Consider the following 21,139-nt stretch of genomic DNA (forward strand, 5'->3'; position numbering starts at 1 on the left):
GGTAAATATTCCTCAAACTCAAAGTAATAACCTAAATAATTTATGCAAAGCTTATTGTTTCCCTAGTAAGTATTAATCCGTCAAGGGCGCATAACTAAAAAAACCTTCCAGCATCCTATGTGCTTTTAAGCGCTAATACAACTTATGCACCTAAGCCACAAACCTCACAACTACTAGAACGCTGTACATCAAATGTTTGCCAAGTTGCTGACATAGCGTCGTAGAGACAAAGCTTATTGACTGCTGGTTTGCCGTAGTGAGTAATTATTTTAATTGCTTCAATAGCCTGTGTTGCGCCAATAATACCGACGAGTGGCGACATGACACCTGACTCTACACAACTCAGGTTTTGTTCACCAAAATATTGGCTAATACAGCCATAACACGCCGATTGTTCGGCGGGGATAACACAAAAAACCTGCCCTTCCATGCGGATCGCGGCGCCGGATACCAAGGGTGTTTGGCTATGGTAACAACTTGCGTTGATTTGGTTTCGTGTAGAAAGATTGTCCGAGCAATCAATGACAAGATCGTGACTTGCTGCGAGGGCTGTAATTTCTCCATCATTGAGGCGCTTGTCGATGCTGGTAATCTTAACTTCACTATTAATATTAGTTAGTGTGGCTTTTGCCGATATGACCTTTTTTTGACCGAGGGTCGCTTCTGTGTGTAGGACTTGTCGCTGCAAATTGGTAAATTCGACAACATCGTCATCAACGATAGTCAGCTTGCCAATACCCGACGCCACCAAATATTGCGCTGCCGCACAACCCAAACCGCCAACACCAATAATCGCTATATTAGCAGACATAAGTGTTTCTTGTTTGGTTAGGTCAAACCCCGATAACAGAATATGTCGACTGTAGCGCAGGGCTTGTTTAGTGCTAATGGTTTTGGTCATTCAGGAATGCCTGAAAACTTGGTGCTCAGTAAGCCATCCTCATACCACTTAGCGCGTTCTGCCCAAAAAATATTGTCTTGAGGTGCCATACTCGGTGCAGAGTCTAGACTTCCAGCAGGGACGACTAATGCTTTGCCTGAACCAGAGACATAAGGCACGGGTGAGCCACAAGTGGTAAAAAACGCACTAGTCAGTGAACGTCCGGGAACATCATAACGCTTTACTTGTTCTTGTCCTGATTCCCACTCAATATTCTCAACGCGAGTAAATAGATTCGATACGTGAGCTGATCCAGTTGTTTTTTGACATTGTGTGCAATGGCAAAAGTGAAATTGTTGAAAGTCGTTGTCGCAAGTAAATTTTACCGCTCCACACAGGCAACTGCCTTTTACTTTATCCATCTTTGTCCTCTGATCAATAAATTATTGGCTATACTCTCTTAGTACAGTCTCTAAAAAAGCCAATGATTCTAGTCCTGATTGTTTGGGAGTTGAGCTGCTTTTTCAACACTATTTGATTTGTCCATGATTTTGCCCATTGTTTGCCATTTTACCCGCGGATTGACAATGGTTGGCCGTGTGAGAATTAAATTGTTTGGATAAACGATCACTTCTCTGTCTTCGGTGAGGATTTTGGTATTGAATAAGTTTACCTCTGATATATATCCTTCAATATAATTGTCTGCATCAATGACTCTAACAAAGTTACCTCGTCTAAACGAATCATGAAATAGCAGCAAAAAGTAGGCAGTGATATTACTAAGAAGCGACCAGCTTGCAAATAGTGCAACACCGGTTAGGGTAATGATTGAAGTGGATAAAACAAGTAAACCACTGAAGTCTATACCCCACACGACTAAAATAGCTGCCAATGTGATTGTTGCGCTTACCGCTCGCACAATATGGTAGGCTTTCAGCACCGCGCCTTCTTTTAATTTGCTTTTACCTACGCTTTTTTCGATTTTTGGTAGCGCGAGTCTGACAATAACCACATAAACGATAACAGCAAAAAGACTGAGACCTAAATTTAATGCATATGCCGATGTCCAATCGAGTATGGCTTGTAACCATGCATGCTTAGTCATGGGCTACTGGCTCTCGGCTACCTTGTTGTGCAATTAAGGCATCAAGCTTTTGATGCAGTCGCAAAATTTCAAGGTCAGTTTTTAAACTTACTTCGTAATTTAAGGCAGCGGCCATTCTGTCTTTTTCTGCCTGACGATTTTGGGACATCATGATAATCGGGGCTTGAAGCGCTGCAAGGGTTGAGAGCATCAGATTTAGAAGAATAAAGGGATAGGGGTCAAATGCCTCAGCAGCTAAAAAGTATACATTGACGGCCATCCACGAAGCCATTATGCAAACAAATATAATGATGAAAGTCCAAGAGCCGCCGAATTCAGCGACTTTGTCAGCCATGCGTTGACCAAAGCTGAGTTGCTCTTTAAAAGACTCGTTTAAATTGGTCGCGATGGGTGCTTGATTAGCGATACACTCGATCACATGTTGTTCTGTTTCATCAAGATCGACAAACTTTGAACGAAACAAGCTTTTTGCTAAATTTTCAAAATATTTTTTCATAGCTTACATTTCTCGCGCCAGTATTACCGCACCCTGATCGGGCGTCAATTGAGGTGGCTTACATATTACTTGAAATTCGCTCGCCAAATAAGGAAAAATATGGCGTGAAATGCCGCCAATTAAGCTCAAAGGCACGGGTTTGATTGCTTGCAAGCGAACAATATATCGTTCTGTGAATCTTGCTATGTCATTTACCACTGACAATGCTAGGGGATCTTGTTGACTGGCAAATGCAAAGACATCGGGCGCAAGCGTGGCAAAAAACGCAGGAGGCTGGTTAATCGTTGCGGTAACAAGTGCGTGGGCGTCCTCTACATTTAGCTTTGTCAGCAAATGACGTGTAAACGTAGTGTGCGCAATCACGCCGTCCAAGGCTTCTAAACAAAGTCTAATCGACTTTAAGCCTAGCATGGCGCCGCTACCACCATCACCTAATAGTAAGCCATGCCCGCCGATTTCTTGATATTGCCCAGTGTATTGAATACCCGCGCAAAAACCGGTTCCCATGATAATTGTGGCTCCATCTTTTCCTTTATGTGCACCAGCTAGCGCAATGTGTAGATCTGTTGTTATTTTCAAGGCTTGAAAAGGTGACGACCACTGCTTCAACTCGGATAGGTAAGGCTCGACTGTTGCACCTGCAACACCAATACACACACTTGTGTTAAGCTGCTGCGAGCTGTCAAGGCCTGCTTCTTTAAAGGCCATATTGCTTGCCGTTAAAAATGCATCGACTGCTTGTGCCGTGCCGCGAACCAGATTAGAGGGGCCGGCCAAGCCTTCACCCAACAATGTGCCATCGGCATCTTCCAAGCGTGCTTTAGTTTTGGTACCGCCTCCATCAATGCCTAAATAAAAACACTTCTGATTGTTTTGAGTTTCGTTCATTTGCTCACTTTCAAATTTATATACGCATAAATTGTTTTATACACGCAAACATGTCACAGCTTAGCTGTAAACTCCAGTAAGTTGTTTCAATCACAACAAAAGGAATCATTATGCTTACTCGAATAATTACTTGCCTAGCTCTCATGTTCACGATTTCGAATATTTATGCCACGACACCGAAAGAGCGACAGTTTGAAGTGCTGCTATCAACACATGTTTCGGGTGAACCTCATCGCGTGGTATCGCCTGGCTATCTAATTTATTACCCAGAAGACTATGAAACTAAAATAGATCAAGACTTTCCTGTCGTGTTGTTTTTGCATGGTGCAGGTGAAAACGGAACTAGCCCTAGCATATTAAAATCTAAGGGAGGATTTTTACCGGGACTAGTCGAAAAGGATTGGAATTTCCCCTTTATCATTGTTTCGCCACTAGCGCGATGGTCAATGGATTCTCTCTCGCAAGCGCCCTATTTGGAAGAAATAATGGCACATGTGCGAGCAAACAATCGTATCGATACGACGAGAGAGTTTGTGGCTGGTCTATCTCAAGGAGGAAAGGGAGCCAGACTTTATGCTGAGCGTCATGCCGATACGATTGCGGGCTTGGTATCTGCTGCTGGGTATGCTGGTGGAGATAACATTGCAGGTCTTGCTCAAAGTAACATCCCTGTTGTGCTTAGTCACAACAAAGACGATGGTACGATTTCTTACAAGAGTTCTCAGGGTTACTACAATAAGCTGATTCAAGCCGGTGCCACTAATGTTGTATATGATCTGCGGGAGTCGGGTGGACACAATGCTTGGACAAGGGTGTTTAAAGACATACAACTGTGGGATTGGTTACTTTCTTTCTCTAATGCTGGTTCGGGGATATCAATCAGTAATACACAAGTCAACCCTGAGAGCATCACGCCCGAACATCCATCTATTCAATTCAGCGCAGAAGTCAGTGACAACCAAGGTAGCGTAATCGGTATTGAATCAGTGCACGTGAGTGTCAGTGCCCTGAGTGGTATCGCAGACGACATATTAGTACTTGAAAAGGTTAGCGAAGGCGCATATTCCGCTGCCTATTCAATTGATACGACTTTGTTGCTAGGTACTTATGAGTTTGTTATTACTGCGACTGATTATGACGGTAATGTTAAAGAGGACGTGCTATCTATTGAAGTGGTACCAGATGAAGCGCCATCGGATCCGGGGATTGAGCGAATTATTCAAGTACAGAGTGCAGGAAAAATTAGTGGGGGCACATATTTCCCCTTGGAAATGGCGTTTGATTCGCAGCCCTCATTCATGAACAACGATACGCCCGAATATGTGTTGGGGGGATCACGTGCGCCTTATTATGCCAATCGACTGGGATACGTGGACTTTGGTGAGCAATGGTACAACATTCGGATTACCCAAACTTGGACTTTGTATAGAGCGTGGAGTGGTGGCAATCAAACACCGTATCAGTCATTGTGGTGGGACGATGATATCGATGCAGTGAATGACAGTGGCCTTATTGAACTGGATTTGAATTTTAATAGTGCGAGAAATTTGCAGGCCATGGAAGATTTGCAATGGGTACGAGATGGGCACTTTGTTGCGGCACCTATCAGTCCGCAAGCGCGTTATTTACTGGTACAAGCGCCTGAGCACATGACAAACCGCGCACTGGAGTATGCCTTTGTTGGTTGGGATGTGACTGATGATGGGGAATCGCCGCCAGAGGATCCTAGTAAGCCAGAATTAGACGTCATCCAGCCACATGATTCAGGCAGGGCTGCAGGTGGCAGTTACTTCCCGATGCAGCATGCATTTGACGCACAACCTACTTTGCAAGACGGGCAGTTAAGTGATGTTGATGGTGGTCAACAAGCACCGTATTACAGTGAGCGCGTGGGATATATTGATTTCGGCGAAAATTGGGAATCGGTATCTATTGTACAAACCTTTACACAATATCGACCATGGAGCGGAGGAGAGCATACGCCATACAGCGAAGTGTGGTGGGACGACGATATTGACACGCTGAATGACGGCATCACTGAATCATCGATTAACTTTAATTCAGCACAAAATCTTGCAAACAAAAATGAAAGGCAATGGGTAAAGGACGTTGATAGTCAAGATGCACCAATCAAAGCCAAATCACGTTACTTAATGTTGAGAGCGCCCGCAAACATGACAAACCGCGCTAGCGAATACCTTATCGTAGGTTACCAATAGCAATAGCTTACTCGCTTCGGCCTGCAGCGTATGCTGAGTAATCAGGTACGCGGTATGCGTATTCGGTATTTATCAGCGGCGAGCTGATTAGGTAATCTGCGCTTGTTGGGTTACAGGCTACGGCAATATTCCATACTGCGGCAATCCGAAGCAGGGCTTTTACATCCGGATCATGAGGCATCGATTCTAAGGGATCCCAAAAGAAAATCAGAATATCTAAAGATTGCTCAGCGATTTTGGCACCGATTTGCTGGTCGCCACCCATTGGCCCACTTAATAAAGGTATAACTTCTAATCCCGTCGCCACTTTCACTCGTTGTCCTGTGGTGCCGGTTGCAAATAAACACTGGTTTTCAAGCACAGATTTGTGCTTTTGACACCAGCTAGCCAAGGTTTCTTTCATATTGTCGTGAGCAACCAGTGCAATGCGTTTTTGTGTTGGTGCAAGTGTTTCGGTGAGTTTCATTGATAGCGTTTGGTTTGTTTACATTGCGAGCCATCTTGCCTTGTTTACATTTGTATTTCAATTGCTATACCGGCTTTGCTTGCCTATACTTGCGCAGGTTTTTTGCCGTGCTATTTTGCACATTCAATCCTCTAAAAAAGTGTTAATTTATGTCATTACCTCCTTGCCCAAATTGTCAGTCAGAATATGTGTATCAAGATCAAGGCCTATTAATTTGCCCCGAATGCGCCCACGAATGGAACCCCAGTGAACTTGCAGAAGAAGAGTCTGTTATTGTCAAAGATGCCAATGGAGCAATTTTGTCGGCAGGTGATCGGGTTACCTTTGTTAAGGATCTAAAAGTTAAGGGCAGTTCTATGGTCTTAAAAATTGGTACCAAAGCCTTGGTCAGGCGTATAGTGGATGCTAAAGATCACCAACTCGATTGCAAAGTAGACAAAGCCGGCGAGATGATGATTACTGCGCAATTTGTTAAAAAAGCTTAAGGTACACAATTACTTTTACTCGGCGACAAAAACATGATTATATGTCGGCGATAAACAAATAGGGGACGTCCTTTGAAAATAGCCATTCTCTCAAGGAATCAAAATCTATATTCCACCAAACGGCTCGTTGAAGCTGGGCGTCAGCGTGGACATGAAGTAGATGTCATTGATACCTTGCATTGCTACATGGATATCACTAGCTCGCGCCCAACGGTCAGATTTAAGGGAACCGAGCTGCCTACCTATGATGCTGTGATTCCCCGTATAGGTGCCAGCATTACCTTTTATGGTACGGCTGTAGTCAGGCAGTTTGAAATGATGGGTTCGTTTAGCGTGAATGAATCGGTTGCTATTAGTCGCTCTAGGGACAAACTACGCTCTATGCAGTTGCTTTCCAGAAAAGGCGTTGGCTTACCTCGTACCGGATTTGCCCATAGTCCGGATAATATCAAAGACTTAATCAAAAACGTGGGCGGCGCACCTGTCGTTATTAAATTGCTTGAGGGTACACAGGGTATCGGTGTTGTATTGGCGGAAACCAATAAAACTGCCGAGAGCATCATTGAGGCGTTCATGGGCATCCACGCTAATATTTTAGTGCAAGAGTTCATTAAGGAAGCTGGTGGCTCAGATATTCGCTGTTTTGTCATTGGTGGAAAAGTTGTCGCGGCGATGAAACGACAGGGGGCAGATGGTGAATTTCGTTCCAACTTACATCGAGGTGGCACGGCGACCTTAACCAAAATATCGGCGGCGGAACGCGCGGCTGCCAGTAATGCGGCAAAAGTGATGGGGCTAAATGTTTGTGGTGTCGATTTGTTGCGTTCTAATCATGGTCCGGTGGTAATGGAGGTCAATTCTTCTCCTGGCTTGGAAGGCATTGAGTCATCTACGCACAAAGATGTTGCAGGTATGATCATTGAGTTTATTGAAAAGAATGCAAAGCCCTTTAAAACTAAAACTAGAGGTAAAGGTTAGTTACCCTTGTTTTTTGATAGTTTGATGGGCTTGATAAAAGTAGAAAGTAGACGGGAACACTTGTGTCAGATTCAGATATGTTAACAATTGGGGATTGCGAAGTTAAACTTGGCATGCGAGTGAAACTTGAACTGCCAGTGGCACGATTGTACACCGATACTGAAATGTCTGTGCCTGTAGAAGTCATTAGAGCGAAAAAGCCCGGTCCCACCGTTTTTTTGAGCGCAGCAATACATGGTGATGAGTTAAACGGGATCGAAATCATTCGCCGATTATTGGCGATGAAATCATACCGGTTAACCGCAGGTACCATCGTCGCAGTGCCGATTGTTAATGTATATGGCATGCTAAACCAAAGTCGGTACATGCCGGATCGCAGAGACCTTAACCGCAGTTTTCCCGGCTCACCGAAAGGCTCTTTAGCCGGGCGTTTAGCACACCTATTTTTACATGAGATAGTCAAAAAATGCGACTACGGCATAGATTTGCACACAGGTGCGATACACCGTAGTAACTTACCGCAAATACGTGCAAATTTGAATGATGACGAGACCAAAGCGCTTGCAACTGCCTTTGGTGTGCCGGTTATGCTTAATGCAGATATTCGTGATGGTTCACTTCGAGAGAGTGCGTCTGATCATGGTGTAAAGGTCTTGCTTTATGAAGCTGGTCAAGCCCTGCGTTTTGACGAGTTTTCAATTCGAGCAGGGATAAAAGGAATTCTCAATGTGCTATCACACTTGGGCATGGTAAAACTCCGAAAAACGCCGACTGTGCATAAGTCTGAGCCATTTGTGGCAAACAAGAGTTCATGGCTAAGAGCCAGCTCAAGTGGCATCGTCAGAGATTTAAAAAAGCTAGGTGATCATGTCAAAAAAGGGCAAATTTTAGCCGAAATATGCAGCCCAACAGGTGCGTTTGTCGAAAAACTCAAAGCCCCATTTGGTGGCGTGATCATTGGCAAACAAAACATTCCCTTAGTGCAAGAGGGAGATGCAATGTATCACATCGCCATGTTTGAAGAACCGAGCGAGGTTGCTGATCATATTGAATTGATGCAAGACGATCTGGTGTTAAACATCGACAATGAACAAGATCCCCTGCATCAATAAACATGATCCTTTTTGGTATGAAAAGATAAAAGTGGTTAAACGATGACACAATCAAACAAAACTATCATTGGCGTACTAGAGAGCGTGGATTTACCCGATCTAGGTCTATTTGGCATAACAACGCGAATTGATACCGGCGCACAAACATCGGCATTGCATGTCGATCATATATACTTGCATGAGCGCGGAGGCAAAATTGATTTTGAATTTCACCCCGACTTTCATGATGTAGAACAAACATTAAAGTGCTCGGCTCAATTGCATGATTCCCGTTGGATAAAGAGCTCTAACGGTGAGCGAGAGCGGCGATACGTTATCAAAACCACCGCTAAGCTTGACAGCAAAACTTGGGAAATCGAGTTGACTTTAACTAATCGAGCATCAATGAATCATCTTATGTTGCTGGGACGCGAAGCCATGCAAGCTGGCTTTTTGGTTGATCCTAGTGAAAGCTTTATTGCGACCGCTTAGCCAATAATTGGGCTAAAAACTCACGATCAAATTAGTAGAAAAGTTTCGCCCCGGCGCCGTAAATCGATTTAAATTTTCACTCGTTTCGCGGCCGAGTACTTCTGAAGCAAGCCAATATTTATTATCTGTAAGGTTGTAAATCCCCGCGTTTATTCGAATAGTATCGTTTAGTTTATAGTGGGCTAAGACATCCACTGTTGTATAGGACGGTGCGCGAAACAAGCTTGTATCAGGACTGTCACTTTCCTGCTCTGCTGCTTGTTCAGTATGCGTGACAACAAGTTCTGTATGCCAATCGCTGTCTAAATCTCTGTATCGAATACCCAAAACGGATTGACTAGGTAGCACAGTAGACAACTCAGTGCCTGTTTCTGTATTTTCACTGGATTGTGTTGAGGTACTAAAATGCAACACCCAGTCTTGAAGTGGTGCAATCGATTCGCCAATATACCAACTCGCCTGTAAATCAATACCTTTAATTTGCACATCGTCGATGTTACGTGCCTGAAATTCCAATAAATTTGTCACGGGATTAAATCCACGAACGGCAAGGGATTCAATAAAGTTTTCGTAGTCGTTGGTGTAAGCACTTAGCGATAGCTCAAAGGCTTTAAACGTTGAGCGGAAGCCAAGCTCCGAACTAGACACTGACTCTGGCAGTAAATTGGGGTTAGCCAAGGAGGTATAGCCGCCCGCAAAGTTAGTAAAGCCGACATTGATATCGTCCATGGGCGGTATGCGAAACCCTTCAGCGTATTGTGCCCACAACGATAAGGCGTCGTTTAGCTTATAAATCGCACCAAACTTAGCAGAGAGTTCGTCTTCGTCAAAAGAGACAATGTCGACGCCTGGGTTTGCATGAGTGAATAGCTCATCATTGCTCGGCTTTAAACGGTAACTATCAAAACGTAGTCCGGGGCTTAGGCGTATTTTTCCATCTAAGAGTTGATATTCATCTTGAATAAAAATAGCAGATTCGGTGAGTGTAGATAGGGGGAAATCTCTGGCAGGGAACACCGAAAATTCTCGTTCGGACGCTTGCGTTTCAACATTGATAGTACTGCCGTTTCGAATGGAGGACGAGTCCGTTTGTTGCCAGCTCATACCGTAAATTAAGTAGTGATCACCCAAAAAGTCAAACGCGTGATCAAACTGCGCGTGCAGACCCACAACATCTTGTTTAAATTCGCTATTTCTCTGCCTATCCGTAATTGAGGGGCTAGCGCCTTGAGGATTACTACGCAGTATATGGGTGTTTTGGATTGTGTCGGATTGTTGAGAGAATACATCCACCTTCAGGCGTTTGAGGTGTGAGTCTTTGGGCTGAAATAAATAGTCAAGCATTACTCTGCTTCGGGTTTGCTCATCATCACCTGTGCTGTTTAACGTTAATATACCACGAGAAATACAGCCAACTTCACTCAACAATTGCGTGTTACTGTCGAGATCTTGGTAGTCTGCTGTAAACGTGTAAGTATGCGCTGGTTTTTTTTCGTAGATAAGTTTAGCCAATACCGACTTTGACTTATTTTTTTGAGGGTCGCTACTGTTTCTGTCACTACCGACTTGTTCTTGTCCATTAGCGTCTTTGCTGGTTTTGAAATGGCTTTCTGTTTCGTTGCCGTCACGCATACCGGCATTCAGCAACCACTGCCAGTTTTTGTGCTGCCCTGCGTACATTACGTTAGTAGAAAAGGTGTTGGATTGGCTATCAAAGCCATTCTTGACACGGATCTTACTGTTTTCCTCATCCCCAAGTATTTCTTTTGGTGATTTACTGCTAAACGCAACCACACCGCCAATGGCGTCACTCCCGTAAAGTGTTGACGCAGGCCCTCTGACGATATCCACATGGCTGATTAAATCAATATCAACAAAATCTCGGCGCGCGGATAAGTTTGGCCCAAAGGAAAACTCATCAGCGATAGGCACACCATCTAATAGTATGAGCACACGATCGCCATTGATACCTCGGATATTGAAACCAGATAGCCCATATCTGCCATTACCTTCAACACTGATACCGGGTTCATAGCGGAGCATGTCGCGAATATTTGTTGAGGCCATGGCGTCAATTTGCTCGCGGCTAATTTGCGTTACGGTCGCCGCCACTTCGTTAATTTCGCGAGTAGTTTTGGTACCAATAACGGTGATGGTTTCGTCAGCATCGGCGTTATTTACTTCAGCGGCAAGTAGCTGCTGATTGAGTGCGTGGTTAACGAGCAATGTTGTGATTGCAGTGAAGCGTAAAGTTTTGATTAAGGTTTGCATAGTTCTCATTTTTGTAAATAGGAATAATTTTTATTTGCATTAAATGCTAATGATAATTATTATCGTTTGCAACAACTGTTTTAAAGAGTAAGTCATGAAATATTCATTTGGACTGATTTTATTGGGCGTATTTCTAAGCGTGGTGAACAAGGATGTTTACTCTCAAGTGCCATATGCTGAGGAAAGTCGAGAAAACAAAGGCATGAAAATTGTGAGTGCCGGAGGCAGCGTCACCGAAATATTGTATGCCTTGGACGCGCAAGCACTCATTGTGGCAACAGATACAAGCTCGTTGTATCCAGCGGCAGTCAATCAACTGCCTAAAGTCGGGTATTACCGGCAATTGAGTGTGGAGGGCGTGGCGTCAACGGGTGCCACACACTTAATAAGTCTTGCAGAGGCGGGGTCTAAAACGAGTTTAGAACAAATAAAAAACCTAGGTGTTACGCTAGAGCTAATTGATACTGCCAAAAACATTGACGGCTTGTACAAGGCAATCACTATGTTGGGAGGCTTGATCAACAAAGTTGAACAAGCCGAGGTGCTAATACGCACATTGCGTCAGGACTTTGCTAAAGTTAGAAAACAAGTAGATACGCGGAATCCCAAGAAGGCAGTATTTTTGATGTCGATATCAGACCAGGGTGTGATGGCGGCAGGCAAAAACACAGTACCTAACATCATTTTTAAAACGCTTGGGATGACCAACCCGTACTCTCAGCTACAAGGTTTTAAAACGGTATCGCCCGAATCACTGCTTGCGTATGCACCCGATCTGATTTTTGTTCCCGCGCATCAAGCGCGCGGTTTACGCCCAGAGCAATTGTGTGAAAAACCAGCGATAAGATTGTTGCGAGACGCATACGGTTGTAACCTGCACATCGTCGATCCCCTTAAGTTCTTAGGTTTGACACCACGCTTGCCGCAGGCAATGCAAGAAGTACTCGAAGTTGCTAAAAAGCAGCAAGAATTAGAAGGCAATCAACAACAAGCCTCATTGGGTCAATAAGTCGATGTTGGTCACAGAGCGCAGTTTTCAATTTCATTTGCTTGCCCGTAAACAAAAACACAAGCAGATGCTTGGTATTTTCCTCGTTGCTTTACCGGTGATTTTTTTTGTTGCGCTTAATACGGGGGCAGTGCCAGTTGATTTGTTTAGCGTACTTACCAGCATAGACGGCTCACTAAATCAGCAACAAGGTTTGCAAAGTACGATCATCTTCGACATTCGCTTACCGCGCGTATTGATGACCATGGTGACTGGTGCTGGGCTTGCTGTAAGCGGTTTGGTTTTGCAGTCAATATTCAGAAACCCCTTGGCTGATCCTGGGCTGATTGGGGTGTCTTCCTTTGCTGCCCTATTTGCTGCTTTGGGCTTTTTGTTAAGCGCTTGGGTACTTGTGCCGTCGAATATTCTGCCGTATTTCATTCCAACAATGGCGTTTTCAGGCGCGGTGATCAGTGTTTTCTTGCTTTTTGCTATTGCGGGGCGGCGTCGGCAATTGAATACTTCAATTTTGATATTGGTCGGTGTTGCGATTAATGCAGGTGCGATGACGCTACTCGGCATAATCACTTTTCTGGTTGATGACAGTACTTTGCGACAAATTACTTTTTGGAGCATGGGCAGCTATGCGGGTACGTCTTCCACTGTCATGATGATTACTGCCATCATTGTTTGCATTGGCTTGCTTATGCTCTGGCGCGAAAAAAATGCCTTAATGCTCATGGCGGTGGGCGAGAAACAAGCGCGATTTCAAGGTGTGGATACTGAGCAGGTAAAAACACGTTGCTTAGTGATTGTTGCAGGCGTGGTGGCCGTATGTGTGAGCTTTACGGGTATTGTGGGTTTCGTTGGCCTAGTTGTGCCTCACATTTGTCGGATGTTGGCATCCAATCATCTGCGCGTGCTACTACCTTTAACGGCAATGTGCGGTGCAATGCTTGTTGCGCTTGCTGACATGCTTGCTCGTACCATCATGATCCCTTCAGAACTGCCAGTCGGTCTGGTGACATCCCTTATCGGTGTACCGTTTTTTGTCATGCTTATTTATCAGGAAAAAAGGAAGCAAGGCTATGTATGAGCTACTACAGGTAAACATTCAACGTGGGGACAAACACTTGTTGCAGCATTTTGATCTGTATTTTCGCCCTCAAAAGATCACCGCAATCATTGGCGCAAACGGTGCGGGTAAGTCGACCTTGTTTAAAGCACTGTTGGGGGATATTGCCATAGATAGCGGCACGATTAGCTTTGCGGGAAAAGCCATTCAGCAATGGTCGCTAGACAGTTTAAGTCGACATCGCGCGTATATTGCACAAAGCTTCCGGCCGGTGTTTGCAATGCCTGTCTATGAGTATTTGCTACTAGCACGAGAGCCGTATACCGAAAGCGAAAAACACAGTGAGCGGCTTATTTTTGACGTGGCAAATGATATAGGTATTCAACACAAATTATTTACCTGTATTACTCAGTTATCTGGTGGCGAGTTCCAATTGGTAGAGTTTGCGCGCGCGTGGTTGCAACTCAGCGAGAATAAGGACATGTCTGGAAAATGTTTGATGTTGGATGAACCGAGCAGCGCCCTGGACATTTATCAGTCTCAACAGCTTTATCGCCATATTTTACGTTTCAAAGACGCTGGGGGGACAGCACTGATCATTGATCATGACGTCAACGCTGTTGCCAAGCTCGCTGATGATTTGGTGATGATAAACGCAGGCGCATTGCAAACGTTTGGTACAGCAGAGGATGTGTTTACGGCGGAAAATATCAATCATTGTTTCAATACACAGGGACATATTTATCAGCATGCCTATCAATTATCGTATTCATAATGGAGAAAAACTATGACCACAACGGCCATTCCACAAAATGCCAGTACAAGCAAAGAACACAGTACTCAAAATAACCGTGCACTAAAACGACAGCATATACATGCTGCCCGAAGACTGATGCGTGAACAACACAGCGGCGTATTGTCCACCACGAGTTTGTCGATGAAGGGTTTTCCTTTTGGATCGGTGATCCCGTTTTTAATGACCGAATCGGGCGATTTAGTGATATATGCTTCAGATATAGCGCAACATTCGAGGAACATGAAGGCACAAGAGAAAGTCAGCGTTTGTGTATTCGACAGCAAAGCATCAGATAGCCAAGCAAATGCGAGGGTGACGGTTATGGCCTATGCGCAAGCTGATGGCGTGAGTGAGGAATTGAAGCAGCAATATTTTAATTTATTCCCGCAAGCAAAAGCCTACATAAATGCCCATGATTTTCGTTTCTATCTATTACATTTGGAGCGTGTGCGCTACATCGGAGGTTTTGGGGATATCTTTTGGTTTTCTCAAGAAGAATGGTCTGATTGTATCTCGTTAAGCAGAGAGTGTGCTGAAGTTATCGCGCATATGGAACAAGACCACGCACATGCCCTTATTGATATTGCCAAGTCGTATTTTGTCGAAAAAAACCAAAACATGGATGCTAATTTACACGAAAGTTGTGTAAAAATGCTTAGTTGCTACGCCGAAGGATTTCATTTCATGCTTGCTAGAGATGATAGTCAGGGGCTTTCGGAATATAAAGTGTATTTTGTGCCTTTTTTACAGCATATCACCGCAAATTACGACTTAAGAATGTCCATGGTAGATTTGACTAAATCGAGTCGAAATATCAACCATTTAATAAAGTAAGTTCAGGCCGAACCCAAGTTATGCACGTATGGAGACACCGTGTTTCGGCCTGATTGTTTTGAGGTATACAAAGCTTTATCAGCACAGGTAATAGCGTGCATAAAATCGTCATCGCTAGCTTGTAACTGCGCCACTCCAAAGCTAGCGGTTAGTTGTATGGTAGTCTTATCAATCGAAAATATCTTTTGTTGAAGATGCTTGCGTATTTTCTCGGCGACAGCTTTAGCACCATTTACATTTGTATCGGGTAGAACAATGATAAATTCTTCTCCGCCAAAGCGAGCAACAAAATCGATGTGTCGCACTGTTTCCACTACGATCTGGGAAAATTGCACCAGTGTATTGTCACCTACAACATGACCGTACTTGTCGTTAATGGCTTTAAAACGGTCGATATCGCAGAGGATCACGCTGCATTCTTTGTCTTCCTCTTTGACAAGTTTGAGCTGTGCTTCACCAAATTCATTCAAACCGTGCCTATTAGCCAATTTGGTCAATGTGTCGTGATAGGCGTCTGTTTTGAGTTTACGGTTTAAGCTTTGGTATTTACGCAAAGCAGGTCTAAAAATTAAAAAACCTTCTAGCAACACGGTGATGATAAGAATAAATATAACGGTTCGTTGTTGATTGTAGAGACTGGCAAAGGTCTTAGCGGATTCTTTTTCATATTGTTGAACCAGCATATCAAGGCTGTTTAACAGCGCATCTTTTTCTGCTTGAATAAAATCCACTTTGGTTGTGATTTGATCATTGCTCAGCGCCTCGTTGTTTAGTAACTCAACTTGGGTGTCAATGAAGAAATGCACACGGTTTTTTACATCATGTGGCTTGTCATAATAAAATGTGCGCAGGGTATCTGAAAGTACTAAATATTTAGGCGGTGCGCTAATGTTTCCTGATAACAAAAACGCTAAGTTTTGCAGCATTTTTTCTTGCGCTTGAATAGCCTGTTCGCGTGTATCGGGAATACTATTTCTTATATATTCAATGGTTAGCAAAGTACTGCGCTGTGACAACATTCGTTGTTGACCACTTATATTGATGAGCTCACCACTTTTTGTATAGTGATGTAACATTTGATTAAGGTTAAACAGCACTAACAGACAGAGTAATGCAACAGCAATAAACGCTGCATTAAATTTGAGAGATATGTGCCTTTCACTCATTTGTTATTGTCTGAAATATAAATTGTCTGAAAAATAAAAATATGTATGCCAATGAGCGCCGCCTACACAGTGGGAATGCACTATTTAACTGCAGAGTGTTCAATAGTATTTTCTTTCCGTGAAGCTACCGATAGCTTGAACACTACTCTTGGCCTGATCGATTGTCAATTCTGATTTTCGCCACCAAAAAAAGGCATAGTAAGGCGGTGTTGTATTTGGAAGTTCCCCCTCTTTTTGTCTCAAAACCGTTGCGAGTATGTGCATATATGCTTCGATTTTTCGTTCAGGATCCAAGCCCTGCTACGCATCTTCTAGACCCGTACTATTTTGGTGAGCACAAAATCGCGATTCAGATAAATGGTAAGGAGTTCAAGGCTGCCGGGTTTGAATTGCTCCGAATAATCTGGTTTGATAGCAAAAGTAAATCAGGAGGTAAAATGAAGTCCATCATTTTTATACTGTTACTAGCAGTAGGCTTTCGATGCTCGGCGCAAGATGTATTGCGCATGCCGCCGGTCGCTCCAGCTCCAAGCCTGTCTACTGACTTGATTAAGAAATTAACGGTGTCTGAAGAAACTGCGTATTTACTGAAGAGACTTTCAGATTGGACGCATTATGCGATGCAATTCAATAGTGAAAAAGAAGCGATAAGCAAACTCAATCTAGCGATAGAATTGATTGAGCTCAGAAAGGCCATTCATCAAACAAAACAGGTGAGTGCGGCAGCATTGATCGACGAAAAACTAATGAATATCTTTGTTTCTATACAAGTTGAAAGTGCTGACTACATATTAGCTGAACCTAACCTTAAGGCTTTAATCAACATCGAAGCATATTTAAACGAAGACGTATCAATACCTAAGGAGCTTTCAAAAATTTCAGCAGATTTCTTCGAAAAATTGAATCGTTTAAAAGAAAGTAGTTAGTGTAATATTTATTCCTCAGCACTTTTCACTACAGGTAAATTTTAAGGCTTTTTAGAAAAGCCAAATTGCAGTGATAACTCTTCATACCCTAAACATTTTTTATACAGAAAAACTAGCGCGCAAAGCGCTTGTGTTTGTGTAGACGCACTCACGTTTTTAGTATTTGCTAAATAACTTAAATACGCATCAATATCAGCCTCGCCAAGCATATTCGGATGTTGGTAATTGTGGTACCTGATATAGGCACGCACCCAACGCAAGTACGATTTTTCTGTTCTATAGCTGTAACGCAGTGCACGTAATCTATGTCTTACGGACTCAATAAACTGTGACATTTCTCCTCCTTTAGATGTTTTTTAGCTCCAATTCTCGGTTTGTAATTTAATTATCTGCAATTTGCATGATAACAAATTGATTTTTATGAGTATGTGGAAACCGAGAATTCACGCTATGGCTTTTAGGTATAATTATTTTTTAGTCGTTATGCGCACTAAAATAGGCGGCTGTGTTGACATTTTTCTCGAATTGTCGTCACAATATCTTATGTTTACATATTTTGTAACTGTACGTTCGTACTTATACGGACGTGCAGATAATAAGTTGTTGAACTAAGCCGCTCCGCGGAGAAGTAGAATTTAAGATTTGAGCCACACTTACCTTTGGGGTTTTCCCATAATTCTGGAGGTAAGAAATGAATAATCTAATCAATCAAGTAATCACTGAAATACAATATCGCGGGTATGCAGACAACACGAGGCAAGCTTACTGTTGTTATTTGACGCAGATGACGAAGTTCTTTGGGCGTTCGCTGGATGAAGTGACTTGCGAAGAATTAAATACTTATTTTACACAACCGTCTATTCGACGACTTTCCTACGCTAGTGTATCACTGCAAATTAATAGCCTAGCATTTCTTTACAAGCATATTCTTAAACGGCCTTTGACGCTAGATGTCGTTCGGCCTCAGCATAAAAAACAGCCGCCAGAGTATTTATCTCGAAGCGAAGTAGCGCTGTTAATTAGTCATTGCCAAAATTTGCGTATGAAAACAATGACCATGCTGTGTTATGGCTGTGGTCTAAGGTTAGGTGAACTTACGCACGTTAAAGTTAAAGACATTGACGGAAAGCGTAAAACACTCTTTATTGCGAATGGAAAGGGAAACAAGCATCGATATGTTGTGATACCGGACAGTGTGCTGCATCAACTTAGGGTGTATTGGCAAGAGTATCGTCCCAAGGATTGGATGTTTTATTCACTGTGGTTAGCGACGCGCCCTATGGCGGGTTCAAGTTATTCGAAAGGGCTTAAAAAAGTGGCTGGCAGCGCTGGATTAACAAAGCGTTGCAACGTCCATAAGTTAAGGCATGCCTATGCAACTCACCAGTTGGAAGCTGGCATGCCTATCCATCAATTGCAACATCAACTAGGGCATGCTGATATTCGTACCACGCAAACTTATTTGCACTGGTTACCAGAGCTCCACCATGGTGGAGCAGACTTACTGCAATCGATAGAGTAAGTCATGGGTACAATGCATTTAAGCGATATTTTTACCCAAGCATTGGACGGATATCAGCAATCGTATCGGATGAGTTTGCAGCAACATAGAGCATGTCGGAGTATTTTAGCTTGTCGTACAGGTAAACTAGGCTATCAAATTTGGCAATGTAATCACTGCGCCAAACAAATACGTATTGGCTGTAGTTGTCGTGATAGACACTGTCCTCGTTGCCAAGGAAAAGTGACGCAAGAGTGGGTGGAAAAACAATCTAAGCAAGTAGTTACAGGTGACTATTTCCACTTGGTGTTTACCCTGCCGCACGAATTAAATGTGCTTGCACAACATCAACCGAACGCGGTGTATGCCAGTTTGTTTAAGTCGGTATGGCAAACGATGCAAAAATTTACGGCTAAGCGCTATGGACGAGATAGCAAGTTGGGTATGTTAAGTGTTTTACACACTTGGGGGCAAAACTTGGGGCAACATATTCACTTGCATTGTTTAGTCCCTGCGGGTGTACTTAACCGAGAGCAACGATGGTGTGTACATAAGAAACGTTACCTTTATCCGGTTAAGGCTTTGTCTGCCGTGTTTAGAGGTAAGATGATGGCGTTACTGATGGATAAAGGGATTGACCTGAATACGCTGCACTTGCCTGAGAAGTGGTGCGTTTACGCCAAGCAGAGCTTGCATGGCACAAAGGTGGTGTTGCGTTATCTGGCGCGTTATACCAGAAAAGGCATGATGGCGGAGTCTAGATTGTTGTCTTACTCGAACGATAAAGTAAGGTTCAAATATAAGGATTACCGAGACAACAAACATAAAGTAATGACCTTAGAGAGTCATGAATTTATAAGACGATATTTACTACATGTGCTGCCAAAAGGGTTTATGCGAATACGGTACTATGGTTTTTTAGCCAATGCTTGTCGTCAGAAAAAAGTCGCATCAATACAAAAGCAACAAGGAATTGTACCGAAGGAAGCGGAGCAAGAAGAGCCTGCAACAAATGGCAGTACATGGCCTTGTTCTGAATGTAAGTTGGGGCACTTGATGCTGTCTGCTATTGAGCTCCCGACACTACGGACAATGCCGTTCGTGAATACTACTTAATTAACTTGTAGGCGAAAAACGTTGATTATTATAAATGGCTTGCATGAGCGAGAGGTATCGCCTTGTCTCAAAAAGTGAGTTGGGCTTGCAAAAAGCATAATATTAGCCGTATTATTAAAATAATAGACAAAAGAAGCTATGTAAAAAGGGTTATTGAGGGAATATTTGAATAAAGATAGGGATGATGAAATCACTTACCAATAATTGCAAGAAAACAATTTCCTATAGCATAAGCCTTGCCAATATCCTTATCCAACCATCTGTAGGGCTAAGTTCAACAAATAATTCTTTTGCCGAAATGGCAAAAGAATACTAAAGCGTTACATTTCTAAAAGGAGATTAGATTGAGCAAGGTAAATAAAGACTGTTTTATCATTATGCCGATTGCCGACACAGAGGGGTATGACGAAGGTCATTTCACACAAGTCTATGAAAATATAATAAAGAAATCATGTGAGAATGCCGGCTACAACCCGATTAGAGCTGACGAAGTAAGGGAAACAAATCTCATACACCTAGATATCTTAAAAAAGCTAATTGAAGCTCCAATAGCAATTTGTGATTTAAGTTCAAGAAACCCTAATGTACTTTTTGAACTTGGCATAAGGCAGGCTTTTGATAAACCGGTGGTTCTAATTCAAGAAGAAGGAACCCCAAAAATATTCGATATTGCGCCATTGCGTTACTTGTCTTATTCCAAAGACATGAAGTACCACGATGTTTTATCTACTCAACAGGAATTGGAAAAAGCCATTATCGCAACAGCTAACGCGGAGTCAGATGCCTCCAATGTAAACTCTATTGTGAAGCTTCTTGCGTTAAATAATGCCGCTCAGTTACCTGATCTAGAAAACAATAAAGAGTTTTTAGCTATTGACGTTTTGCAAGCGGAAATGAGGGAAATGCGCAAAATGTTAGAAAGCACAATGATGAACTCAAAGCGTTCCCCCCAAATGAAAGACTTTTCAAGAATTGATTACGAGCGTATAAGTCAGCAAGTTTCAAGGATAAATATGGGTTTCAAGAAAGGAATACACTCTGAAAAAAATATAAAAGAACTACATATTTTAATTCAGGAAGTGGATGAAATACTTTCTTTTTGTAAAGAAGAACGAGAATATCACGCATTTAAACGTCTAGCTGAGCGCATTCATCGCACAATCAACGAAATGTAACAAATTGCTCAAGCGGATTAATTTGAGTTGCCACAATTTTATGCTTGCGCAAAAATTGCGCCAGCTCAAATTAACGCGCTTAGCAAAGCGTTCTTGGCCACGGGCACGAACAATTTTTGTTTATAGAGTAGGATTGTGCATTGGCGTTCTGTAGCGAAGAACAGTAGAAAAGTTTGAGCATTTATGACACG

Annotated in this window: 22 protein-coding genes; 13 read left to right on the plus strand and 9 right to left on the minus strand. The window is 42.9% G+C overall.

From position 1 onward, the window contains the following. Positions 1–142: 142 nt before the first annotated feature. The 5 genes from moeB to ACFOHL_RS14255 form a co-directional block, all read right to left on the minus strand. A complete protein-coding gene (moeB, locus tag ACFOHL_RS14235; protein ID WP_376920901.1) occupies positions 143–901 on the minus strand; it encodes a molybdopterin-synthase adenylyltransferase MoeB in 759 nt (252 codons plus the stop codon). Continuing rightward, a complete protein-coding gene (locus tag ACFOHL_RS14240) occupies positions 898–1,302 on the minus strand; it encodes a GFA family protein (RefSeq protein ID WP_376920902.1) in 405 nt (134 codons plus the stop codon). Before ACFOHL_RS14240 ends, moeB begins: the two co-directional genes overlap by 4 nt. Before the next feature lie 68 nt (positions 1,303–1,370). Beyond that, entirely contained in the window at positions 1,371–1,985 is a 615-nt protein-coding gene (locus tag ACFOHL_RS14245) for a mechanosensitive ion channel domain-containing protein (RefSeq protein WP_376920903.1), read from the minus strand. Next, positions 1,978–2,481, minus strand: coding sequence for a DUF1003 domain-containing protein (locus ACFOHL_RS14250; protein WP_376920904.1), 504 nt, complete (start codon positions 2,479–2,481; stop codon positions 1,978–1,980). Before ACFOHL_RS14250 ends, ACFOHL_RS14245 begins: the two co-directional genes overlap by 8 nt. Positions 2,482–2,484: 3 nt before the next feature. Beyond that, complete coding sequence (locus ACFOHL_RS14255) at positions 2,485–3,369, minus strand: BadF/BadG/BcrA/BcrD ATPase family protein (RefSeq protein WP_376920905.1); 885 nt, start codon at positions 3,367–3,369, stop codon at positions 2,485–2,487. Between the two features lie 110 nt (positions 3,370–3,479). Here ACFOHL_RS14255 and ACFOHL_RS14260 point away from each other — a divergent pair, with 110 nt between their 5' ends. Next, positions 3,480–5,588, plus strand: a complete 2,109-nt coding sequence (locus ACFOHL_RS14260; protein ID WP_376920906.1) for a carboxylesterase family protein — start codon at positions 3,480–3,482, stop codon at positions 5,586–5,588. Positions 5,589–5,595: 7 nt separating this feature from the next. Here the strand turns inward: ACFOHL_RS14260 and ACFOHL_RS14265 are convergent, their stop codons facing one another. Beyond that, on the minus strand, positions 5,596–6,054 hold the full coding sequence (locus ACFOHL_RS14265; RefSeq protein WP_376920907.1) for a methylglyoxal synthase: 459 nt from the start codon (positions 6,052–6,054) through the stop codon (positions 5,596–5,598). A 149-nt stretch (positions 6,055–6,203) separates the two neighbouring features. Between ACFOHL_RS14265 and ACFOHL_RS14270 the strand changes: the two genes are divergently transcribed. The 4 genes from ACFOHL_RS14270 to ACFOHL_RS14285 all read left to right on the plus strand — a co-directional run bounded on the left by ACFOHL_RS14270 (position 6,204) and on the right by ACFOHL_RS14285 (position 9,100). Next, complete coding sequence (locus tag ACFOHL_RS14270; protein WP_376920908.1) at positions 6,204–6,539, plus strand: zinc ribbon domain-containing protein YjdM; 336 nt, start codon at positions 6,204–6,206, stop codon at positions 6,537–6,539. A 72-nt stretch (positions 6,540–6,611) separates the two neighbouring features. Beyond that, positions 6,612–7,517 carry a 30S ribosomal protein S6--L-glutamate ligase gene (gene rimK, locus ACFOHL_RS14275; protein ID WP_376920909.1) on the plus strand — a complete coding sequence of 302 codons (906 nt, stop codon included), beginning with the start codon at positions 6,612–6,614 and terminating at the stop codon, positions 7,515–7,517. A 77-nt stretch (positions 7,518–7,594) separates the two neighbouring features. Beyond that, complete coding sequence (locus ACFOHL_RS14280; protein WP_376920936.1) at positions 7,595–8,629, plus strand: succinylglutamate desuccinylase/aspartoacylase family protein; 1,035 nt, start codon at positions 7,595–7,597, stop codon at positions 8,627–8,629. Positions 8,630–8,671: 42 nt separating this feature from the next. Then, positions 8,672–9,100, plus strand: coding sequence for an ATP-dependent zinc protease family protein (locus tag ACFOHL_RS14285; RefSeq protein WP_376920910.1), 429 nt, complete (start codon positions 8,672–8,674; stop codon positions 9,098–9,100). A gap of 12 nt (positions 9,101–9,112) precedes the next feature. Here ACFOHL_RS14285 and ACFOHL_RS14290 read toward each other — a convergent pair whose 3' ends face one another. After that, entirely contained in the window at positions 9,113–11,371 is a 2,259-nt protein-coding gene (locus ACFOHL_RS14290; RefSeq protein WP_376920911.1) for a TonB-dependent hemoglobin/transferrin/lactoferrin family receptor, read from the minus strand. Between the two features lie 94 nt (positions 11,372–11,465). Here ACFOHL_RS14290 and ACFOHL_RS14295 point away from each other — a divergent pair, with 94 nt between their 5' ends. From ACFOHL_RS14295 to ACFOHL_RS14310, 4 genes are read left to right on the plus strand one after another with little or no spacing between them, the layout of a single operon-like run. Continuing rightward, complete coding sequence (locus ACFOHL_RS14295; protein WP_376920912.1) at positions 11,466–12,380, plus strand: heme/hemin ABC transporter substrate-binding protein; 915 nt, start codon at positions 11,466–11,468, stop codon at positions 12,378–12,380. Positions 12,381–12,384: 4 nt separating this feature from the next. Continuing rightward, positions 12,385–13,455: a FecCD family ABC transporter permease gene (locus tag ACFOHL_RS14300; RefSeq protein WP_376920913.1), complete on the plus strand. Its 1,071-nt coding sequence runs from the start codon at positions 12,385–12,387 to the stop codon at positions 13,453–13,455. Further along, the gene (locus ACFOHL_RS14305) at positions 13,448–14,209 is read left to right on the plus strand and encodes an ATP-binding cassette domain-containing protein (protein ID WP_376920914.1); all 762 of its coding nucleotides are present in this window, start codon (positions 13,448–13,450) and stop codon (positions 14,207–14,209) included. Before ACFOHL_RS14300 ends, ACFOHL_RS14305 begins: the two co-directional genes overlap by 8 nt. Positions 14,210–14,221: 12 nt before the next feature. After that, on the plus strand, positions 14,222–15,064 hold the full coding sequence (locus ACFOHL_RS14310) for a HugZ family pyridoxamine 5'-phosphate oxidase (RefSeq protein WP_376920915.1): 843 nt from the start codon (positions 14,222–14,224) through the stop codon (positions 15,062–15,064). 2 nt (positions 15,065–15,066) lie between these two features. Here ACFOHL_RS14310 and ACFOHL_RS14315 read toward each other — a convergent pair whose 3' ends face one another. Further along, the gene (locus ACFOHL_RS14315; RefSeq protein ID WP_376920916.1) at positions 15,067–16,230 is read right to left on the minus strand and encodes a diguanylate cyclase; all 1,164 of its coding nucleotides are present in this window, start codon (positions 16,228–16,230) and stop codon (positions 15,067–15,069) included. Between the two features lie 437 nt (positions 16,231–16,667). Here ACFOHL_RS14315 and ACFOHL_RS14320 point away from each other — a divergent pair, with 437 nt between their 5' ends. Further along, on the plus strand, positions 16,668–17,156 hold the full coding sequence (locus ACFOHL_RS14320; protein WP_376920917.1) for a hypothetical protein: 489 nt from the start codon (positions 16,668–16,670) through the stop codon (positions 17,154–17,156). Between the two features lie 41 nt (positions 17,157–17,197). Here ACFOHL_RS14320 and ACFOHL_RS14325 read toward each other — a convergent pair whose 3' ends face one another. After that, entirely contained in the window at positions 17,198–17,491 is a 294-nt protein-coding gene (locus tag ACFOHL_RS14325) for a site-specific integrase (protein ID WP_376920918.1), read from the minus strand. Positions 17,492–17,847: 356 nt separating this feature from the next. Between ACFOHL_RS14325 and ACFOHL_RS14330 the strand changes: the two genes are divergently transcribed. From ACFOHL_RS14330 to ACFOHL_RS14340, 3 genes are all read left to right on the plus strand, one after another. Next, the gene (locus ACFOHL_RS14330) at positions 17,848–18,678 is read left to right on the plus strand and encodes a tyrosine-type recombinase/integrase (protein ID WP_376920919.1); all 831 of its coding nucleotides are present in this window, start codon (positions 17,848–17,850) and stop codon (positions 18,676–18,678) included. 3 nt (positions 18,679–18,681) lie between these two features. Next, on the plus strand, positions 18,682–19,773 hold the full coding sequence (locus ACFOHL_RS14335; RefSeq protein WP_376920920.1) for an IS91 family transposase: 1,092 nt from the start codon (positions 18,682–18,684) through the stop codon (positions 19,771–19,773). 344 nt (positions 19,774–20,117) lie between these two features. Beyond that, positions 20,118–20,948 (plus strand): hypothetical protein, encoded by an 831-nt coding sequence (locus tag ACFOHL_RS14340; RefSeq protein ID WP_376920921.1) that lies wholly within the window; start codon positions 20,118–20,120, stop codon positions 20,946–20,948. Positions 20,949–21,139 lie beyond the last annotated feature (191 nt).

The sequence above is a fragment of the Agaribacter flavus genome (assembly GCF_042646125.1).
Taxonomy (GTDB): domain Bacteria; phylum Pseudomonadota; class Gammaproteobacteria; order Enterobacterales; family Alteromonadaceae; genus Glaciecola; species Glaciecola flavus.